The organism is Exiguobacterium sp. s21, from assembly GCF_018617975.1.
Lineage (GTDB): Bacteria > Bacillota > Bacilli > Exiguobacteriales > Exiguobacteriaceae > Exiguobacterium > Exiguobacterium mexicanum_A.
The window spans coordinates 111,040-127,880 of record NZ_JACSLF010000005.1 but is presented as its reverse complement, the minus strand read 5'-3'; the positions used below and the strand labels follow the sequence as shown (position 1 = coordinate 127,880).

The 16,841-nt window shown below is 51.7% G+C and carries 17 protein-coding genes; all 17 read left to right on the top strand.

Annotated elements, in window-relative coordinates; genetic code table 11:
* Positions 1-61: 61 nt before the first annotated feature.
* The 17 genes from KNP06_RS08020 (at position 62) to KNP06_RS07940 (ending at position 16,792) form a co-directional block, all read left to right on the top strand.
* Entirely contained in the window at positions 62-670 is a 609-nt protein-coding gene (locus tag KNP06_RS08020; RefSeq protein ID WP_214711426.1) for a superoxide dismutase, read from the top strand.
* A gap of 165 nt (positions 671-835) precedes the next feature.
* Entirely contained in the window at positions 836-2,893 is a 2,058-nt protein-coding gene (locus tag KNP06_RS08015) for a peptidoglycan D,D-transpeptidase FtsI family protein (protein WP_214788439.1), read from the top strand.
* 152 nt (positions 2,894-3,045) lie between these two features.
* A complete protein-coding gene (locus tag KNP06_RS08010) occupies positions 3,046-3,984 on the top strand; it encodes a PstS family phosphate ABC transporter substrate-binding protein (RefSeq protein ID WP_214788436.1) in 939 nt (312 codons plus the stop codon).
* A gap of 83 nt (positions 3,985-4,067) precedes the next feature.
* Positions 4,068-5,012, top strand: a complete 945-nt coding sequence (pstC, locus tag KNP06_RS08005; protein WP_138859246.1) for a phosphate ABC transporter permease subunit PstC — start codon at positions 4,068-4,070, stop codon at positions 5,010-5,012.
* Position 5,013: 1 nt separating this feature from the next.
* Complete coding sequence (gene pstA, locus KNP06_RS08000) at positions 5,014-5,925, top strand: phosphate ABC transporter permease PstA (protein WP_034778052.1); 912 nt, start codon at positions 5,014-5,016, stop codon at positions 5,923-5,925.
* Positions 5,926-6,028: 103 nt separating this feature from the next.
* Positions 6,029-6,790: a phosphate ABC transporter ATP-binding protein PstB gene (pstB, locus tag KNP06_RS07995; RefSeq protein ID WP_052090224.1), complete on the top strand. Its 762-nt coding sequence runs from the start codon at positions 6,029-6,031 to the stop codon at positions 6,788-6,790.
* A gap of 15 nt (positions 6,791-6,805) precedes the next feature.
* Complete coding sequence (phoU, locus tag KNP06_RS07990; protein ID WP_034778050.1) at positions 6,806-7,468, top strand: phosphate signaling complex protein PhoU; 663 nt, start codon at positions 6,806-6,808, stop codon at positions 7,466-7,468.
* Between the two features lie 118 nt (positions 7,469-7,586).
* Positions 7,587-8,354, top strand: coding sequence for a DUF4912 domain-containing protein (locus KNP06_RS07985; RefSeq protein ID WP_214788433.1), 768 nt, complete (start codon positions 7,587-7,589; stop codon positions 8,352-8,354).
* Between the two features lie 14 nt (positions 8,355-8,368).
* A complete protein-coding gene (locus tag KNP06_RS07980; protein ID WP_214788430.1) occupies positions 8,369-10,570 on the top strand; it encodes a 1,4-alpha-glucan branching protein domain-containing protein in 2,202 nt (733 codons plus the stop codon).
* 84 nt (positions 10,571-10,654) lie between these two features.
* Positions 10,655-10,819, top strand: coding sequence for a 50S ribosomal protein L33 (gene rpmG, locus KNP06_RS07975; RefSeq protein WP_255313299.1), 165 nt, complete (start codon positions 10,655-10,657; stop codon positions 10,817-10,819).
* 54 nt (positions 10,820-10,873) lie between these two features.
* Positions 10,874-11,428, top strand: a complete 555-nt coding sequence (locus tag KNP06_RS07970; RefSeq protein ID WP_214788427.1) for a 5-formyltetrahydrofolate cyclo-ligase — start codon at positions 10,874-10,876, stop codon at positions 11,426-11,428.
* Positions 11,407-12,177 carry a DUF92 domain-containing protein gene (locus KNP06_RS07965; protein WP_214788424.1) on the top strand — a complete coding sequence of 257 codons (771 nt, stop codon included), beginning with the start codon at positions 11,407-11,409 and terminating at the stop codon, positions 12,175-12,177. Before KNP06_RS07970 ends, KNP06_RS07965 begins: the two co-directional genes overlap by 22 nt.
* A gap of 169 nt (positions 12,178-12,346) precedes the next feature.
* A complete protein-coding gene (locus tag KNP06_RS07960) occupies positions 12,347-13,303 on the top strand; it encodes an L-lactate dehydrogenase (protein ID WP_034778040.1) in 957 nt (318 codons plus the stop codon).
* A gap of 151 nt (positions 13,304-13,454) precedes the next feature.
* Complete coding sequence (locus KNP06_RS07955) at positions 13,455-14,507, top strand: rhomboid family intramembrane serine protease (RefSeq protein ID WP_214788421.1); 1,053 nt, start codon at positions 13,455-13,457, stop codon at positions 14,505-14,507.
* Between the two features lie 15 nt (positions 14,508-14,522).
* The gene (locus KNP06_RS07950; RefSeq protein ID WP_034778036.1) at positions 14,523-15,545 is read left to right on the top strand and encodes a M42 family metallopeptidase; all 1,023 of its coding nucleotides are present in this window, start codon (positions 14,523-14,525) and stop codon (positions 15,543-15,545) included.
* Positions 15,542-15,736, top strand: a complete 195-nt coding sequence (locus KNP06_RS07945) for a YqgQ family protein (protein WP_034778034.1) — start codon at positions 15,542-15,544, stop codon at positions 15,734-15,736. Before KNP06_RS07950 ends, KNP06_RS07945 begins: the two co-directional genes overlap by 4 nt.
* A 93-nt stretch (positions 15,737-15,829) precedes the next feature.
* Positions 15,830-16,792 carry an ROK family glucokinase gene (locus tag KNP06_RS07940; RefSeq protein ID WP_138859255.1) on the top strand — a complete coding sequence of 321 codons (963 nt, stop codon included), beginning with the start codon at positions 15,830-15,832 and terminating at the stop codon, positions 16,790-16,792.
* The last annotated feature ends 49 nt before the right edge of the window (positions 16,793-16,841 follow it).

Here is a 16,841-nt window from a genome sequence, read left to right as displayed (position 1 = left end):
CACAAATCTGTTACATTTAAAGCGAACGTTGTTCAAACCAATTTTAAGGGGGATTTTAGTTATGGCTAAATTTGAATTACCACAACTTGATTACGCATACGATGCACTTGAACCACACATTGACGCACGCACGATGGAAATCCACCACACGAAACACCACAACACTTACGTCACGAACGTGAACAATGCACTCGAAGGAAAAGATGTGGAATACTCTTCGCTCGAAGACTTGCTCCAAAAAATCGATTCGCTTCCTGCTGACATTCAGACAGCTGTTCGCAACAACGGTGGCGGTCACTGGAACCACTCATTCTTCTGGAAATTGTTGAAGAAAAACGAGAACGGCGCACCGACAGGCGAACTCGCTTCTGCCATCGATGAGGCGTTCGGTAGCTTTGATGCCTTCAAAGAGGAGTTCACGAAAGCAGCAACAACTCGCTTCGGCTCTGGTTGGGCTTGGCTCGTCGTGAAAAATGGTAAACTCGAAGTCACATCGACACCAAACCAAGATTCACCGATCATGGAAGGCGTTCAGCCAATCCTCGGTCTTGACGTTTGGGAGCATGCGTACTACTTGAACTACCAAAACCGTCGTCCGGATTACATCCAAGCGTTCTTCCATGTCATCGACTGGGATTACGTCGCGAAGCTCTACGCAGACGCAAAATAATGACACTGTCCCGGGATTCTATTGAATCTCGGGATTTTTTCTACATTTCATTATTTTGTAAACAAATTATGATATAGTGAAAATCGAGTCTAAAAATAGAAATATCATCGACATATATGTCACCTATACTTATAGAAAGAACGAGCCAGGAAGGAGACAACTGAATTGGCCAGACACCGTGTGAAAGTGCCAAAGAAACGGCGCAACCACCTGCCCTTGCGATTGAACTTATTGTTTTTCATCGTGTTCATCTTGTTCGCGACGCTCATTTTTCGTTTAGGCGTCGTTCAAATCGTCAACGGCGAGTTGATCGCCCGTGAAGTGCAAAAGACGGAATCGAGTAAAATCAAATACGAGGTGCCGCGTGGCAAGATTTACGACCGGAACGGGCAAGTGCTCGCCGATACTATCTCAAACTATTCGGTCATGTACCGTCGTTCGCAAGTGACAAAGACGGAAGAACGGCTCGATGTCGCCATCAAGCTCGCTGAGATCGTCGACGTCCCAGAGAAAGACCGCAAAGTGACGGAGCGGGACCGCAAGGATTATTGGATCGCCATCGATCCTGAGCGCTCGCAAGAACGCGTCCAAAAGCTATTGGCCGATCTCCCGGAAGAAGAGCGGGCCGCCTTGTCGAACCAAGACGTCGACCAACTGCTGCTCGATTCCATCACAGAAGCGGAAATCACGTTCGATGATGCGACCGAGGAAATTATCGCCATCAAACATAACATGGAGTCAGGTTACGCCCTCGACCCGCAAGTCATCAAAATCGGGGCATCTCCGAAAGAGATGGCACTGATTGAAGAAAACTTAGAACTGCTCCCTGGCGTCAGCGTCGAACCGTATTATCAGCGGGATTATCCGTTCGGTGAGACGTTCCAAAGTTTCCTCGGAAGTTATCGTCAAATCCCGGCCGAGCAACGCGCCTCATATCAAGCGAAAGGCTATGGCTTGAACGACCGCGTCGGCACATCTTATCTCGAACAACAGTATGAGGACGTGCTACGCGGAACCCCGGCCTATGACGTCTTCACGACGTATAAAGGAGAGCCGGTCGGAGAACCGACTCGTGTCAGTGGGAACCCAGGGAAAGATATCATCTTGTCGACGGACATCGAGTTCCAAAAAGAAATCGATGAGATTTTGAAGAAAGCGATTCGAGCCGGCCGTTCTGGAAGCCCGAACTTTGACCGTGCTTTCGCCGTCGTCATGAACCCACAGACGGGTGAATTGCTCGCCCTATCGGGACAAGAGCTCGACTATGAAACGAACGAATTCAAAGATGTCTCGACCGGGACGGTCCTGCGAGCGAGTCAAATCGGCTCGACGATCAAGGGAGCGACGGTCGCGTTCGGCCTTGAAGAAGAAGTCATCCAACCGGGTGAATACATTTATGACACGCCGATTCGCATCGGCTCGTCGCTCAAGTCGTCGTACCGAAACATGGGGAACATCAACGACCTGGATGCCCTCGCTTTGTCATCGAACATTTATATGTTCCAAATTGCCCTACGGCTCGCCGATTATTACTCGACCGGCCAAATCGTCGGCGACAACGTGACCGAGGCGTTCAATACGATGGAACATTACTACAAACAGTTTGGCCTCGGAATCGAGACAGGGATCGACCTCCCGTATGAATCAATCGGATTCCGTAGTGTACCGGACCGTGTCACGCTCCTCATGGACATGTCGATCGGTCAGTTCATCTCGTATACGCCGATTCAATTGGCGCAGTATACGTCGACGCTCGCGAACGGTGGATACCGGATTCAACCGCATCTATTGAAAGAAATCATCGAACCGGGTTCGCTCGACGAGTCGAACAAGCAAGTCGTCAGCACGTTCCAACCGAATGCGCTCAATAAAGTCGACATCCGTGATGAATTCATTCAACGGGCGCGCCAAGGCTTCCGACAAGGGGTCGAGAGCGGAACGTCTCGTATCCTGCAACAGACAGGAATCACGGCGGCCGGTAAGACCGGTACCGCTCAAGCGATCGCAGAAGGGCCGGATGGTCAAGCGAAGCGCAACGCGAACGGGGAACCGATCAAGACGCTCAACTCGAACCACGTCGGCTGGGCGCCGTATGATGACCCGGAAATCGCCTGGGCCATCATCATGCCAGGGCTCGAGGCAGAAGGGATCAACACCCGTGTCGCGCACGACATCATGAAGGCGTACTTTGATTTAGAAGACGTCCAAGCACAGCTCCAGTAAAGAAGTCACTTCGGTGGCTTCTTTTTTTGTCTTTACAATTCTTTTACGTTCCGTTTATTTCTCGTTAATAGTAGTTTATTAGGATGTTAATTGTAGGACAGAGCAAGGAAGCTACAACACAAATCAAAGCAAACTCAAGGAGGACGTCAGAAATGTCTTGGATGAAAAAATCAGCTTTAGTCGCTTCAATCACTTCGGTGGCCATTATCGGTGCCGCGTGTGGAAACAATGAAGAAGGAAACGGCGCAGCCGAAGGTGAAGGACTTTCAGGTAAAGTCGTCATGGATGGTTCGTCTACCGTATTCCCAATCATGGAAGCTGTAGCGGAAGAATACTCAGCTGAACAGCCAGACGTTGAAGTGACGGTCGGGGTTTCAGGTACAGGTGGCGGATTCAAACGTTTCGTCACTGGTGAGACAGACTTCTCGAACGCATCACGTGAAATCAAAGAAGAAGAAGCGGCTGAAGCCGAGAAGAATGGCGTTGAGTACACACAACTCGCTGTAGCGCTTGACGGTCTCTCGCTCGTCGTCAACCCAGAGAACGATTGGGCCCAAGACATCACAATCGATGAACTCAACAAAATGTGGACTGATTCGAACGTGAAGACATGGAAGGACGTCCGTTCAGACTGGCCGGATGAAGAAATCTCATTCTTCTCACCTGGTAAAGATTCAGGAACGTATGACTTCTTCAACGAAGCAGTCCTTGAAGATACAGACATCCGCGAAGACGCACAATTGTCAGAAGACGATAACGTCCTCGTAACAGGTGTCGCCGGTACGAAAGGTGCGATCGGATTCTTCGGATATGCGTATTACATTGAAAACAAAGATACGCTTCGCGCGATGAACGTCGAAGGCATTGAGCCGACGACTGACACAATCAATGATCTTTCATACCCGCTCTCACGTGAAATCTACACATACGTGAACAACGCGTCATTGAAAGATAAGCCACAAGTCGCTGACTACACACGCTTCTTGAATGAAAATGCAGCAGCCCTTTCAGAAGAAGTCGGATATGTCGGAATGGAACAAGCACGATACGATGAGAACGCTGAAGTGATCGACGAGATCGCTGGCGAGTAATAGCGCAGAAGGCAGAAGGTGAGAGTCGCTCTCGCCTTCTCGCCGTGCTTTCTAGTATGAAGAGGTAGGGAGCGATACACGAGATGAATCAACCAAACAAAGGGCTGTCAATTCGAGAGATGATTGAAGCCAATAAGAAAAAGAAATATAGTACGACGAACGTGTTTGATAAAGTCATGCCGTTCTTATTATTCTTGAGCGCATTCGTTTCGGTCGTCACGACGGTCGGCATCGCGTTCACACTTGGTTTTGAACTGTTCAAGTTTTTCGAGCGCGTACCGGTCGCCGAGTTTTTAGGCTCGACCGAATGGTATCCGCTTAGTGCCGATCAACGGTTCGGCGTCTGGGCCCTCGTCATGGGAACACTCCAGATCACCGTCATTGCCATGATTGTCGCTGTCCCACTCGGTTTGGCATCGGCGATTTATTTGAGCGAGTACGCATCTGAGCGTGCCCGCACCATTTTGAAGCCGATTCTTGAAGTGCTCGCTGGCGTTCCAACGATTGTCTTCGGATTCTTCGCTTTGTCGTTCGTTACACCGATTTTGCAAGCGTTGATTCCGGGGCTTCAAATCTATAACGCACTCAGCCCGGGGATCGTTGTTGGAATCATGATTATTCCGATGATCGCTTCTATTTCGGAAGACTCGATGAGCGCCGTACCGAAAAAGATTCGGGATGGAGCCCTCGGTCTTGGCGCGACACGTCTCGAAGTCGCCATCAAAGTCGTTATGCCAGCCGCGCTCTCAGGGATTATCGCCTCAATCGTCCTCGGGATGAGCCGTGCCATCGGTGAGACGATGATCGTAACGATCGCTGGTGGGTCGCAGCCGAACTTCGAGTTCAACCCGCTCAACGCGATTCAAACGATGACGGCGTATATTGTCCAAATCGCCAAAGGTGATGCAGGATACGGGACAATCGAATACTACAGTATCTATGCGGTTGGTGCGCTATTGTTCGTCTTCACCCTTGTGATGAACCTATTCGCGAACTGGGTGACGCGCCGCTTCAGAGAGGAGTACTAATATGGCATTGCCGAACAGTGAGTTCAAGAATACGAAGAACTTGATGGATCGTGATTCGGTTTCACAACGAATCAAACGCCGTCTTCAATTGAATGAGATTTTTAAATATATCTTCTTAGCGGGGCTCGTTTTCGCCCTGCTCGTCTTGTCGACGTTGATTTATGACGTCGTTTCTAAAGGTGGCGGCTGGGTGAATTTGGATTTTCTCCGCAACTTCCCATCCCGTCGTCCTGAACAGGCCGGGCTGTATCCTGCCTTGATTGGGACGTTTTGGTTGATGCTTCTCATCGTCCCGATGGTGTTTGTCATCGGTGTCGGTGCCGCGATTTATCTTGAAGAGTACGCACCGAAGAACCGCATCACGTCGTTTATCGAAGTGAACATTTCGAACTTGGCCGGCGTGCCGTCAATCGTGTTCGGTTTGCTCGGATTGACCATTTTTGTACGTGTCATGGAACTCGGGAATTCGATTATGGCCGGAGCCTTGACGCTCGGACTGATGAGTCTACCGATTGTCATCGTCGCGTCGCAAGAAGCGCTCCGCTCGGTCAAAATGGAGTTGCGTCACGCATCGCTCGCGCTCGGAGCCTCGAAATGGCAGACGACGTTCAACGTCGTCTTGCCGTCGGCGATTCCAGGGATTATCACAGGGATCATCTTGGCCGTATCACGTGCGATTGGCGAGACGGCTCCATTGATCATGGTCGGAGCGGCGACGTTTATTTCGACGACGCCGAGCAGCGTATTCTCGGACTTCACAGCGCTCCCGATTCAAATCTATAACTGGACGAGCCGTCCGCAAGCGGAATTCCAAAACTTGGCCGCTGCCGGTATCATCGTTTTGATGACGATGTTGATCATCATGAACTCGGCCGCCATCTATATCCGTAACAAATATACGAACCGACATTAAGTCGTAGCAGTAAACGAGGAGGACTCTCGAGATGATGAAACAAAAAGAACTCAAAGGAGATCATGAAGTGAATACAACGACCACCCAACCGAACGAAACGGTGATGCAGAAAGACAGTGCCTATGTCGTGAACAACTTGAACTTATGGTATGGTGACGATCAGGCGTTGATTGACGTCAATCTCGACATCAAGCAAAACGAAGTGACGGCCATCATCGGTCCGTCGGGTTGCGGGAAGTCGACGTTCATCAAGACGTTGAACCGGATGGTCGAGCTCGTCCCTTCGGTGCGTACGAACGGTGAGATTCTTTATCACGGACGCAACATCTTTGACCGCGATTATCGGGTCGAAGATCTTCGGACGTCGGTCGGTATGGTATTCCAACAGCCGAACCCGTTCCCGAAATCAGTGTATGATAACGTGGCATACGGGCCGCGCACACACGGGATTAAAAACAAGAAAGTGCTCGATGAGATCGTCGAACGTTCGCTTCGCGGCGCGGCGATTTGGGATGAAGTGAAAGATCGTTTGAACGAGAACGCCTATGGCCTCTCGGGTGGTCAACAACAACGTCTCTGTATCGCGCGTACGCTCGCCATCGAACCGGACGTCATCCTCATGGATGAACCGACGTCAGCGCTTGACCCGATTTCGACGCTTAAAGTCGAAGAGCTCGTCCAAGAGTTGAAAGAGCAGTACTCGATCATCATCGTCACACACAACATGCAACAAGCGGCTCGTGTATCGGATAAGACGGCGTTCTTCTTAAACGGAGAAGTTGTCGAGTTCGATGCGACCGACAAAATCTTCTCGAATCCAACTGATAAACGGACTGAAGATTATATTTCTGGCCGGTTCGGTTAAGAAGGGGAGAGAATCATGGCACAAAATCGCACATTCTTTGATATGAAGTTAAACGAATTAGAAGATAAAGTCGTTCGCTTGGCGAACTTGACGATGCGCCAGACGGCGACCGCCATCGAGGTGCTTGAGAAACGTGACCTCGAGCTCGCCCAGACGGTCATCGACAACGATAATGAGCTTGACGACCTCGAGCTCGAAATCAACGACGAGGCCATTCTATTGATCGCGAAACAGCAACCGGTCGCAACCGACCTCCGCCGCTTGATCGTGACGATGAAATCGGCGACGGACCTTGAGCGGATTGCGGACTATGCGACGAACATCGCCAAAGCCGTCGGCCGTATCGAGCACGTCCCGTACGTCCTCGACATCAAACCGCTCAAACAGATGGCCGAGCAGTTGATCGACATGCTCGAGCTCGCGACGCGCGCTTACCGGAAGGGCGAGGTCAGCCGGGTGCGTGAATTGAATGAGATGGATAAAGTCATCGATGATTTGAACTTACAGACAATCAAACAATACATGGGATTCGTTCCGAATATGACGGTTGGAACGAACGACGTGTATGAGTTTTCGAACATCGCCCGTTATTTAGAACGGATGGGTGATCACGTGACCAATTTCGGAGAACATCTCATTTTCCTTGAAAAAGGGAAACATTATGATTTAAATCAGTGACAAGAGTGGTAAAGAACAACAGACCAGTTGTTCTTTACTTTTTTTTGTGCAGGAATTCACGGATAAGGAGCGAATAGTAGAACACATGGATTTTTTTTAGGAAGGGAGCCACACATATATGGAAGAGAAAATCGTTTCCTTGAAACAACAAGGACTGACGTTAAAACAGATTGCAGAACAATTAGATATGCCAATCGGGAAAGTCCAATACGCTTGGCGTAAATGGCGTTCCCAACATGGGGAGCCAGCGAAGCCGGTAGCCGCACCAAAACGAAAGACTGAAGGGAAGAAAGCAATGACATCTAAATCGAAGCAAGTACCCGCCTCGTCTGTGAAACAGGTCGCTTCGACACTGCAACATGAGCTGCCGGTCCAATCACCCCTGTTAGATAAAGGTCCAGACGGATTCTGGAAGCTCCCAGACCGCTACGATCAAGATGTGATGCATGCGGTCGTCCAATCGCCGAACGCGGTGTACGTCTTCTGGGAAGTGTCGGACAGCGTCAAAGAGACGTTGTCGATGCAGTTTATGCGTCCGTGGGAAGATTTGCCGAAGGCGTTCCGGATCCTCGACGTGACATTGCTCGATTACGCGAGCGGACATGCGAACCGGTCGTATACGTTCGAATTGCCGGAGATGACGAACAGCTGGTTCGTTCGACCGCTCGATCCGAACACGACGTACGTGTTCGAGTTTGGGATTCGGACGATGGAAGGGGAGTTCCTCCCGTTGCTCGCAACTTCACCGATCGACACGCCACGGGCGGAGCCGGCCGGACATGGTCGTTTCGCCGAACCGGTGCGACGTTGGCAATATGGGGAAGTCGAGTCTCCTGAATTACTCGATACGTTACCAAAATATTCCGCATACCGATTCGTGCGCTGAGGAGGATTTATTTGATGAAACCAGGTTATTTTTCACTCGTCCTTCATGCCCACCTTCCGTACGTGCGACATGAAGAGAAACACCGCTTAGAAGAGAGATGGGTGTATGAGGCCATCTCCGAGACATATATCCCAATTCTTTGGCAAGTCGACCGTCTGCAAAAGCCGCTTCATTGGACGGTCAGCATTTCACCGCCCGTCGTCGAGATGCTCGCCGACCCGCTCGTCCAAGACCGTTACGTGGAACATTTGGATGAGATGCTCGAATTGATCGACATCGAACTCGCTGAAGAGCGGAGCGAACCAGAAATCGAGACGCTTCATTTTTATCGTCAGCGCTACAATGACTTAAAAACGACGTTTCTTCATTGGGAGAAAAACTTGAACCATGCGTTCCGTACATATCGTGAGCAAGGGTTCATCGATATGGTCACGTGTACGGCGACACACGGCTTCAACCCGCATTTGTTCACGGAACAGGCCGCCCGCGCGGAAATCCGTACCGGCTTGAACTGTTTCGAGCGTCATTACGGGTTCCGCCCGACCGGAATCTGGTTACCGGAGTGTGCCTATACCCCGGGTGTCGACCGCATCTTGTATGAAGAAGGTGTCCGCTATACGTTCGTCGATGAGCACGCCTTGCTCGATGCCGATCCGACGCCGGACAAAGGCATTGGCGCTCCGGTCTACTCGCCACATGGCGTCGCCTTGTTCCCGCGTGACCAAATCATCTCCGGAAAAATCTGGAGCTCGATGATCGGGTATCCGGGCCATCCGGACTATCGCGAGTTTTATCGTGACCTCGCCTACGATCGCGACTGGGAGTATATTGAAAAGTTCATGCATCCGGAAGGAATTCGCTTCGATACGGGCTTGAAGATGCACCGCATCACGGGCGACTCGGATGAGAAAGACTATTATGTCCGCGCCTGGGCCGAACATCAAATCGACAACCACGCCCTCGATTTTGCACAGACGCTCGAAGGGCATCTCGAGGCCCACGGTGGACAGATGTTCCCGCCGTTCCTCGTGACGGCACCGTTCGATGCTGAGCTGTTCGGACACTGGTGGTTTGAAGGACCCGAGTTTCTCGGGAAAGTCGCCGAACGGCTCGAAGAGTTTGGCATCGAGACAATCACGCCAGCCTTGTTCCTCGAGCGTCACTTCCAAGACCTCGAGACGGTCCACGTATCGATGAACACGTGGGGACGTAAAGGGTACGGCGACGTCTGGATCAACGAACGCAACGAATGGATGCTACGTCACTTACACATGATGGAGACGCAACTCGTCAAAGACGTGGCCGACTATCGTCACAAGTCGCCACTCGTCGACCGGACACTGATCCAACTCATTCGCCATTACGTACTCGCTGTGTCGAGTGACTGGGCGTTTATCCTCGACGGGCAGACTACGGCCCAATATGCGGCAGAACGGTTCCGCGAGCATACGCGATTGTTCGCCGAGCTCGAGACGGCACTTTATCAAGACAAGCTATCGGACGAGTTGCTCGCTGAACATTATCGCGCGTATCCGTTCCTTGACGATGTGGACATCGACATCGACACGTTCTTGTCGCCACACGACTATTATGTGACTACGGAGCGTGGCCAAGAGGACGAGGCAATCCTCGTCTTGACGCCTGAATATACAGGCAACGTCGTCGGGGACCTCGGTCGTCGCGTCATCGACGAGGTCGAGGCACGAGCAGCGGACGGGGAGACAGTGTACGTCTTGACACCGTTCAAAGAAGGATTGCCGGAATATGAACGCCACAACCGTGTTCATGTGTACCGCGTTCGCCTGACGAGCCCGTTCTTGGAGCATGTGATGAACCAAGTTGCGGCTCAAAACGTGGCCTACGTCAAACTTGCACAAGAGCTTGTCTCGAAAGTCACCTTCAAAGCGATCCATCAATTCGATTGGATGACGATTACAGCGGCACGTTCACTTGCGAAAGCACTACAAGTTCCGTTATACTCAACTATGTTGTCATTTGAAACGACTCGCAATCCGCATGGACACGGCGGACTGTTCGACGCAATCCATCGAATCGAGAGCAGCATCCTCGCTGAAGCCGATACGGTCTTTATTTGCGAACAACTGTCGACCGAGGAAGTCGGAATGCGCTATCCGATTGGCGATAACGTAAAAACCTGCCTGCCGCTCGATGCTTCGCCATACGGGCAGAAACGTTTGAAAAAGAACACGAAATAACCTTGCTTTTTCAAATAAAACTTGGTAGGATAATTGAGTATGCTTAGACTGTAAAGCAAAAGCACTTGATACAACATCAGTAAGATGGGAGTGAAAGAAATGCGCGTTAAAATCACACTAGCTTGCACAGAAACAGGCGATCGCACGTACATCACGAAGAAAAACAAACGTAACAACCCAGAGCGCCTCGAATTGCGCAAATACAACCCACGTCTCCGTCGTCACACGCTTTACCGCGAAGTGAAATAATGAGACTGGCCGTCACTCATGTGGCGGCCTTTTTTTGAACAAGGGGGAATTGAAGTGATTGAAAAGAAACTACTCCGGCAAAATGTACATCGTCAAATCCGTGAACTCGACGACCGACCGGACCGGGACCGCGTCATCATACATACATTGACCGAACTGAAGGCGTGGCGAGAGGCGGATACGGTGGCCGTCACGCTCGCCCTCGATTTAGAGATTGATACGTTGCCACTCATTCGCTTAGCTTGGCAGGCAGGAAAATCGGTGTTCGTGCCGAAAGTTACAAAACAGGGACTTACGTTCCATGAAATTCATTCGTTCGAAGACCTTGAGCCGGGCGTCATGGGTATTTTAGAGCCGACGACGGTCGCGACGACGCGGACGATTGACGTCTGTATCGTGCCGGGACGTGTCTTTGACCGATCCGGGTATCGGATCGGTTGGGGTGGGGGGTATTACGACCGTTTTTTAGCGACGTATGAAGGTGTCACCATCTCGTTGGCCTATGACGTCCAACTGCTCGATGACATCCCGATCGAGCCACACGACATTCCTGTCGAATTTATCGTGACGGAAAGGGAAACGATTCTATGCTCGCCATCTTTCTCGTAACTTGTCTGGTAGCCTTCGCCGGCTATCGTCTGCGCTCACTGACCCGTTCTGGGGCTGTCTTGACGGTCGTGACGGGTACAGTCATTGGGTACGGATTCGGTTGGTTCGGGCTCTATTTGCTCGGTGTCTTCTTTTCGACGTCATCGCTCGCCTCGAAATACCGTTCCCGCGACAAAGCGCCTGTCGATGAGGTCGTTGAGAAATCGGGACCTCGTGACTTCGTTCAAGTGCTCGCCAATGGTGGTATCGGGATGGCGACGGCGCTCGGTATGTTGCTTACACCGAACGATGCCTGGTTATTCGCGTACATCGCTTCGATTGCGGCGGCGACGAGCGACACATGGGGCTCCGAGTTCGGGGTGCTCGCCAAACAAAAACCGCGCTCCATTTTGACGTTCCGCGAAGTGGAGCCGGGAACGAGTGGCGGGGTGTCTCCGTTCGGGACGTTCATGTCGGTCGCGGGGGCCACGGTCATTATCGTCGCTTCGTTGCCATTTATCGATATCAGCTTACGGTTCGCCGGCTTGTTGATTGCTCTCGGGTTGACCGGAAGCGTTGTCGACACTCTCCTTGGGGCGACGGTTCAACGCAAGTTTCGCTGTCGTGTATGCGGTAAGCTGACCGAGAAGAAAGTCCATCATCACGAGCCGACGACTTACGTTTCAGGCTGGCGCTTTCTCGGCAATGACGCCGTCAACTTTTTGGCGATCGCCTCGGCGGCGGCGATTAGTTTCCTCTTGCTGCGATGAGGGTAGTACAGTCAGTGAAGATGTTTCAAATGAATGTGAATATTGTCACAATATTGCCAAACTGAAAACGGTTTCCCTTGTAGTGAGTGTTTGTGAATGATGTTACAATCTTTATGTAACAGACAAAACAAAAACATGAAACAGATTGTTCGAAGGGTGGAGAATCAATATGGAAACATTAAATCATGCTAAAGTAACACGCGTCGCGCTCGTCGGGGCCGGAGCGGTCGGTGCCAGCTTTGCTTACCAATTGACGACAGCTAGTCTCTGTGAGGAACTTGTGATCATCGATATCAACAAATCGAAAGCTGAAGGGGAAGCAATGGACTTGAATCACGGTGTCTCGTTTGCCTCTTCACCGATGCGCGTCTGGGCAGGAGACTACACAGACTGTGGTGCAGCAGATATCGTCGTCATCACTGCCGGCGCACCGCAAAAACCAGGTGAAACACGTCTCGACCTCGTCGAAAAGAACGCCAAAATCATGAAGTCGATGATTGGGGACATCATGGCATCTGGTTTTGATGGCATCATCATCATCGCCTCGAACCCGGTCGACATCATGACCCACTTGGCTTGGAAATATTCAGGATTACCGAAGCATCGGGTGTTCGGTTCAGGAACGGTACTCGATACGTCACGTCTTCGCTACATGCTCGGTGATTACTTCAACGTCGATCCACGTAACTGCCACGCTTACATTATGGGCGAGCATGGCGACACAGAGTTCGCGGCATGGAGCAACGCCCGTATTTACGGAAAATCGGTCGAACAGTTGCTTGAAGAGAATGACGAGTACACATGGGAAGACCTCGAAGATATCTATGTCAACGTTCGTGACGCAGCCTACCATATCATCGAACGTAAAGGGGCGACGTACTACGCCATCGGTCTTGGTCTCCTCCGTCTTGTCAAAGCCGTGCTTCGCAACGAGAACACGTTATTGACGGTCGGTGCGCACTTGGACGGTGAGTACGGTTTGAACGACATCCACATCGGTGTACCAGCGATCATCAACCGTCAAGGTGTCCGTCAAGTCGTGGAAATCGAGTTATCAGAAGAAGAAAAACAAAAGATGCATCATTCGGCAGAAGTGCTCTTGAAAACGATGCAACCTGTCTTGTAAAACCGAGCAATCCTTCGCTCATCACCGTAGCCGGCTAACGCCGCTACGGTTTTTTTGTCTTCTGCTCTTCTCGACACGTTGCATAGAGGCTCTCTTTTGTCGCCAGCTATAATTTCCTTTAAAATAAAAGTATAGAAGGAGGTGACCATCGATGTCAGAGCCAGCTTGTTTTTGGGAAGACGTATATCGTGCGGTCGAATCGGGAGGGCGCATCGAGGGCATCTTAGAGCCGTCGCGGGCACTTTTATTGTTCGACACGAAAGCGGGGGACGTCTATCACCTCTACATACGGACAGACAAAGCCTGGGCGAACCATGTTGGCATGGACGTCGAAGCGGTCATGAACTCGTTTCGATTGGCCCGCATCGGTCGTGAGAAGTTACACGTCCACATTTACGGCGATTCGCTTGTCGATGAGGAGCGCCTATCGTCCCTCACGTTCCCGATCGCGGCGAAAGTGAGGCTCGGCATGAGACCGTGTGGGCAAACAGAAGAGTCGTACCGACCACGGGCCGTCGCGCTCGATCAACAACGGAAGAACGAACTAAAGCAACGGTTCTCCTTCGGGAAACCACAATTCGTCTATGGACTCATGTTCGTGACGTTTCTTGTCATGTGGTTCGCCGAATCGATCGGGTCGACGCTCGACCCGAATACGCTCATCCGCTTCGGAGCGAAAGTGAATCCGCTCATCGACGAAGGGGAATGGTGGCGCCTGGTCACACCGATGTTTCTCCATATCGGCTGGTTCCATTTCGCGATCAATATGTTCGCGCTTTGGTCGCTCGGTCCGCTCGTTGAACGGATGTACGGTTCGTCACGCTTCGTCACCATTTATTTGTTAGCCGGCGTCATCGCCACAGTCGCCTCTTACGCGTTCAGTGAAGCCATATCGGCCGGGGCATCGGGGGCGCTGTTCGGGCTCGTCGGGGCACTCCTCTATTTTGGCCTCCGAGACCGTTCCTTATTTATGAAGACGCTCGGTCCGCCGCTGTTTATTATGTTAGGATTAAACGTAGGACTCGCTTTCGTCCTTGGCGCTAGTTTGGACCATTCCGCACATGCGGGGGGGCTGGTCGGGGGTTTTCTGATGGCGGGAGTGGTCGGCTTGCCGGATGAGCATACGAAGAAGCGCCGCCTGTTGTTTGCGGTGATCGTACTCGTGGCATCTGGAGCGTTATTCTGGTTCGGCTATAATCGATGACAAAGGAGTAAGGATATGATTAATACGTTGAAGCAACTGGTTGAAATTCCGAGTCCGTCCGGCATGACGGATGAGGCGATTGGCTTCGTGGAGCAAGAACTCACGAATCTCGGCGTCGCCACGAAACGCTTGAATAAAGGAGCGCTCCTTGCGACGTTTGACGGGAAATCGGATCGGGCGCGCCTGTTGACGGCTCACGTCGACACGCTCGGGGCGATGGTGAAAGAGATTTTGCCGAGTGGCCGTCTACGGTTGACACAAGTCGGCGGCTACGCCTGGACCGCCATTGAAGGGGAGAACTGTTTGGTCCATGCGGAGGCCGGTGAACCTGTCGAAGGAACGATTCTTATCCATCAATCAAGCGTCCATGTGTATAAAGACACGAACAGTGCCGAACGGACGGCATCAAATATCGAGGTACGACTGGACGCTGACGTTCATTCGGCTGAAGACGTGCGTGCCCTGGGCATCGAGGTCGGGGACTTTGTCTCGTTCGATCCACGCTTTCGCCAGACGAACGCGGGTTATATCAAATCTCGACACCTCGACGACAAGGCGTCCGTCGCCATTTTGCTCGACTTGGCAAAAGACCTCGTCGGCGCCGACTTGCCACATCCGGTCCATTACTTGATCTCCAACTATGAAGAGGTCGGGTTCGGGGGCAATGCCGGGATCCCGGAGGCGGTGACCGAATATATCGCCGTCGATATGGGGGCGCTCGGGGACGGCCAGCACTCGGACGAATATACGGTTTCAATATGCGCGAAAGATTCATCAGGTCCGTACGATCTCGGATTACGCCGTCAGTTCACCGCGTTGTGCCGGGAACACGGTATCGCCCATAAAGTCGATATTTATCCGTATTATGGATCCGACGCCTCGGCAGCAATCAGTGCCGGCTACGATGTACGCCATGCACTCCTCGGACCAGGCATCGAGTCGAGCCATAGCTATGAGCGGACGCATACAAAATCGCTCGAGGCGACACGGGAACTGCTCTATCGTTACGTGCTCACGACGATGGGAGACGGACGATGAGAAATTTTTATGATGTCCAACAATTCTTGAAATCATTCGGGACGATCATTTATATCGGCGAACGCGATGCCGAGATTGGCCTCATGATGATGGAACTCGACGAGTTGCATGCCGGCGGGATGATTGAACAACGAGAGTATGACACGGCCAAGATCATTTTGACGCATGAATTGAAAAATTCAATAGATTGACAGAAAAACCCCTAGTGCAAAGGTTTGCACTAGGGGTTTAATAGTGTAAACTATGGGATGAAAGCGATTTAATCGAGATGAGGAGTGGAACAGATGAAGTGGTTATTAGGAATCGACATTGGTGGCACGACGGTGAAAATGGCCGTCTTAGATATGAACGGGATCATTTCTGACAAATGGGAGATCACGACGGACATTCGAGAAAACGGGGTACATATTCCGACTGATATCGCTGCTTCATTCGAGGCTTATCTAGAAAAATCGGGCAAAGCGAAAGAGGAGTTCGCCGGTGCGGGAATCGGGGCACCTGGATTCATCAACTTCTCCGAGGGTGTCGTCGAATACTCGCCGAACATCGGTTGGAAATACTTTGCGCTCGTCAGCGAGTTTGAGAAAGCCGTGGGATTGCCGGCCGTCCTAGAGAACGACGCGAACGCCGCCGCACTCGGTGAGATGTGGAAAGGTGCCGGTGAAGGCGCGTCAGAACTCCTTGCCATTACACTCGGCACGGGCGTCGGTGGCGGTGTCATCACGAATGGAAACATCGTCCACGGGGCAGCAGGGATGGCTGGAGAGATTGGTCACATCACTGTTGAACGTGACGAGTCGAAAGCCGTCATGTGCGGTTGCGGACGCAAAGGTTGCATCGAGACGATCGCTTCGGCGACAGGTGTCGCCCGCTTGGCGCTCCAAAAACGAAAAAATCGGACGACGTCGTTGAACGAGTTGAAAGAAGTGACGGCACGTGACGTGTTTGAAGCGTTCAAGGCGAACGATCCCGTCGCCACAGAAGTCGTCGAAGAGATGACCGAATATCTCGGCCTAACGATTTCAAATATCGCCAACACGTTGAATCCAAAGATGATCGTCATCGGAGGAGGGGTCTCGAAAGCGCGTGAAGCGCTCCTTGAACCGCTCGATGAGCAGTTCAAACGGTTCGCCCTCGAACGCGTCTACGCCTCGACCACGTTCAAAATTGCGGAACTCGAGAACGACGCCGGTGTCATCGGGTGTGCTTGGCTCGCCCGCAAACATTTCTTGCCAACCCGTGTCTAATAATTGTCCATGCACGCCTGCGTCTTGACGCAGGCGTGTTTTTCATATG

Bases quoted from the DNA above. Each gene is read 5' to 3' on its own strand.
- KNP06_RS08020 (WP_214711426.1), top strand. From the start codon at position 62: ATGGCTAAATTTGAATTACCACAACTTGATTACGCATACGATGCACTT.
- KNP06_RS08010 (WP_214788436.1), top strand. From the start codon at position 3,046: ATGTCTTGGATGAAAAAATCAGCTTTAGTCGCTTCAATCACTTCGGTG.
- pstC (WP_138859246.1), top strand. From the start codon at position 4,068: ATGAATCAACCAAACAAAGGGCTGTCAATTCGAGAGATGATTGAAGCC.
- pstA (WP_034778052.1), top strand. From the start codon at position 5,014: ATGGCATTGCCGAACAGTGAGTTCAAGAATACGAAGAACTTGATGGAT.
- pstB (WP_052090224.1), top strand. From the start codon at position 6,029: ATGCAGAAAGACAGTGCCTATGTCGTGAACAACTTGAACTTATGGTAT.
- phoU (WP_034778050.1), top strand. From the start codon at position 6,806: ATGGCACAAAATCGCACATTCTTTGATATGAAGTTAAACGAATTAGAA.
- KNP06_RS07985 (WP_214788433.1), top strand. From the start codon at position 7,587: ATGGAAGAGAAAATCGTTTCCTTGAAACAACAAGGACTGACGTTAAAA.
- KNP06_RS07980 (WP_214788430.1), top strand. From the start codon at position 8,369: ATGAAACCAGGTTATTTTTCACTCGTCCTTCATGCCCACCTTCCGTAC.
- rpmG (WP_255313299.1), top strand. From the start codon at position 10,655: ATGGGAGTGAAAGAAATGCGCGTTAAAATCACACTAGCTTGCACAGAA.
- KNP06_RS07965 (WP_214788424.1), top strand. From the start codon at position 11,407: ATGCTCGCCATCTTTCTCGTAACTTGTCTGGTAGCCTTCGCCGGCTAT.
- KNP06_RS07960 (WP_034778040.1), top strand. From the start codon at position 12,347: ATGGAAACATTAAATCATGCTAAAGTAACACGCGTCGCGCTCGTCGGG.
- KNP06_RS07955 (WP_214788421.1), top strand. From the start codon at position 13,455: ATGTCAGAGCCAGCTTGTTTTTGGGAAGACGTATATCGTGCGGTCGAA.
- KNP06_RS07950 (WP_034778036.1), top strand. From the start codon at position 14,523: ATGATTAATACGTTGAAGCAACTGGTTGAAATTCCGAGTCCGTCCGGC.
- KNP06_RS07945 (WP_034778034.1), top strand. From the start codon at position 15,542: ATGAGAAATTTTTATGATGTCCAACAATTCTTGAAATCATTCGGGACG.
- KNP06_RS07940 (WP_138859255.1), top strand. From the start codon at position 15,830: ATGAAGTGGTTATTAGGAATCGACATTGGTGGCACGACGGTGAAAATG.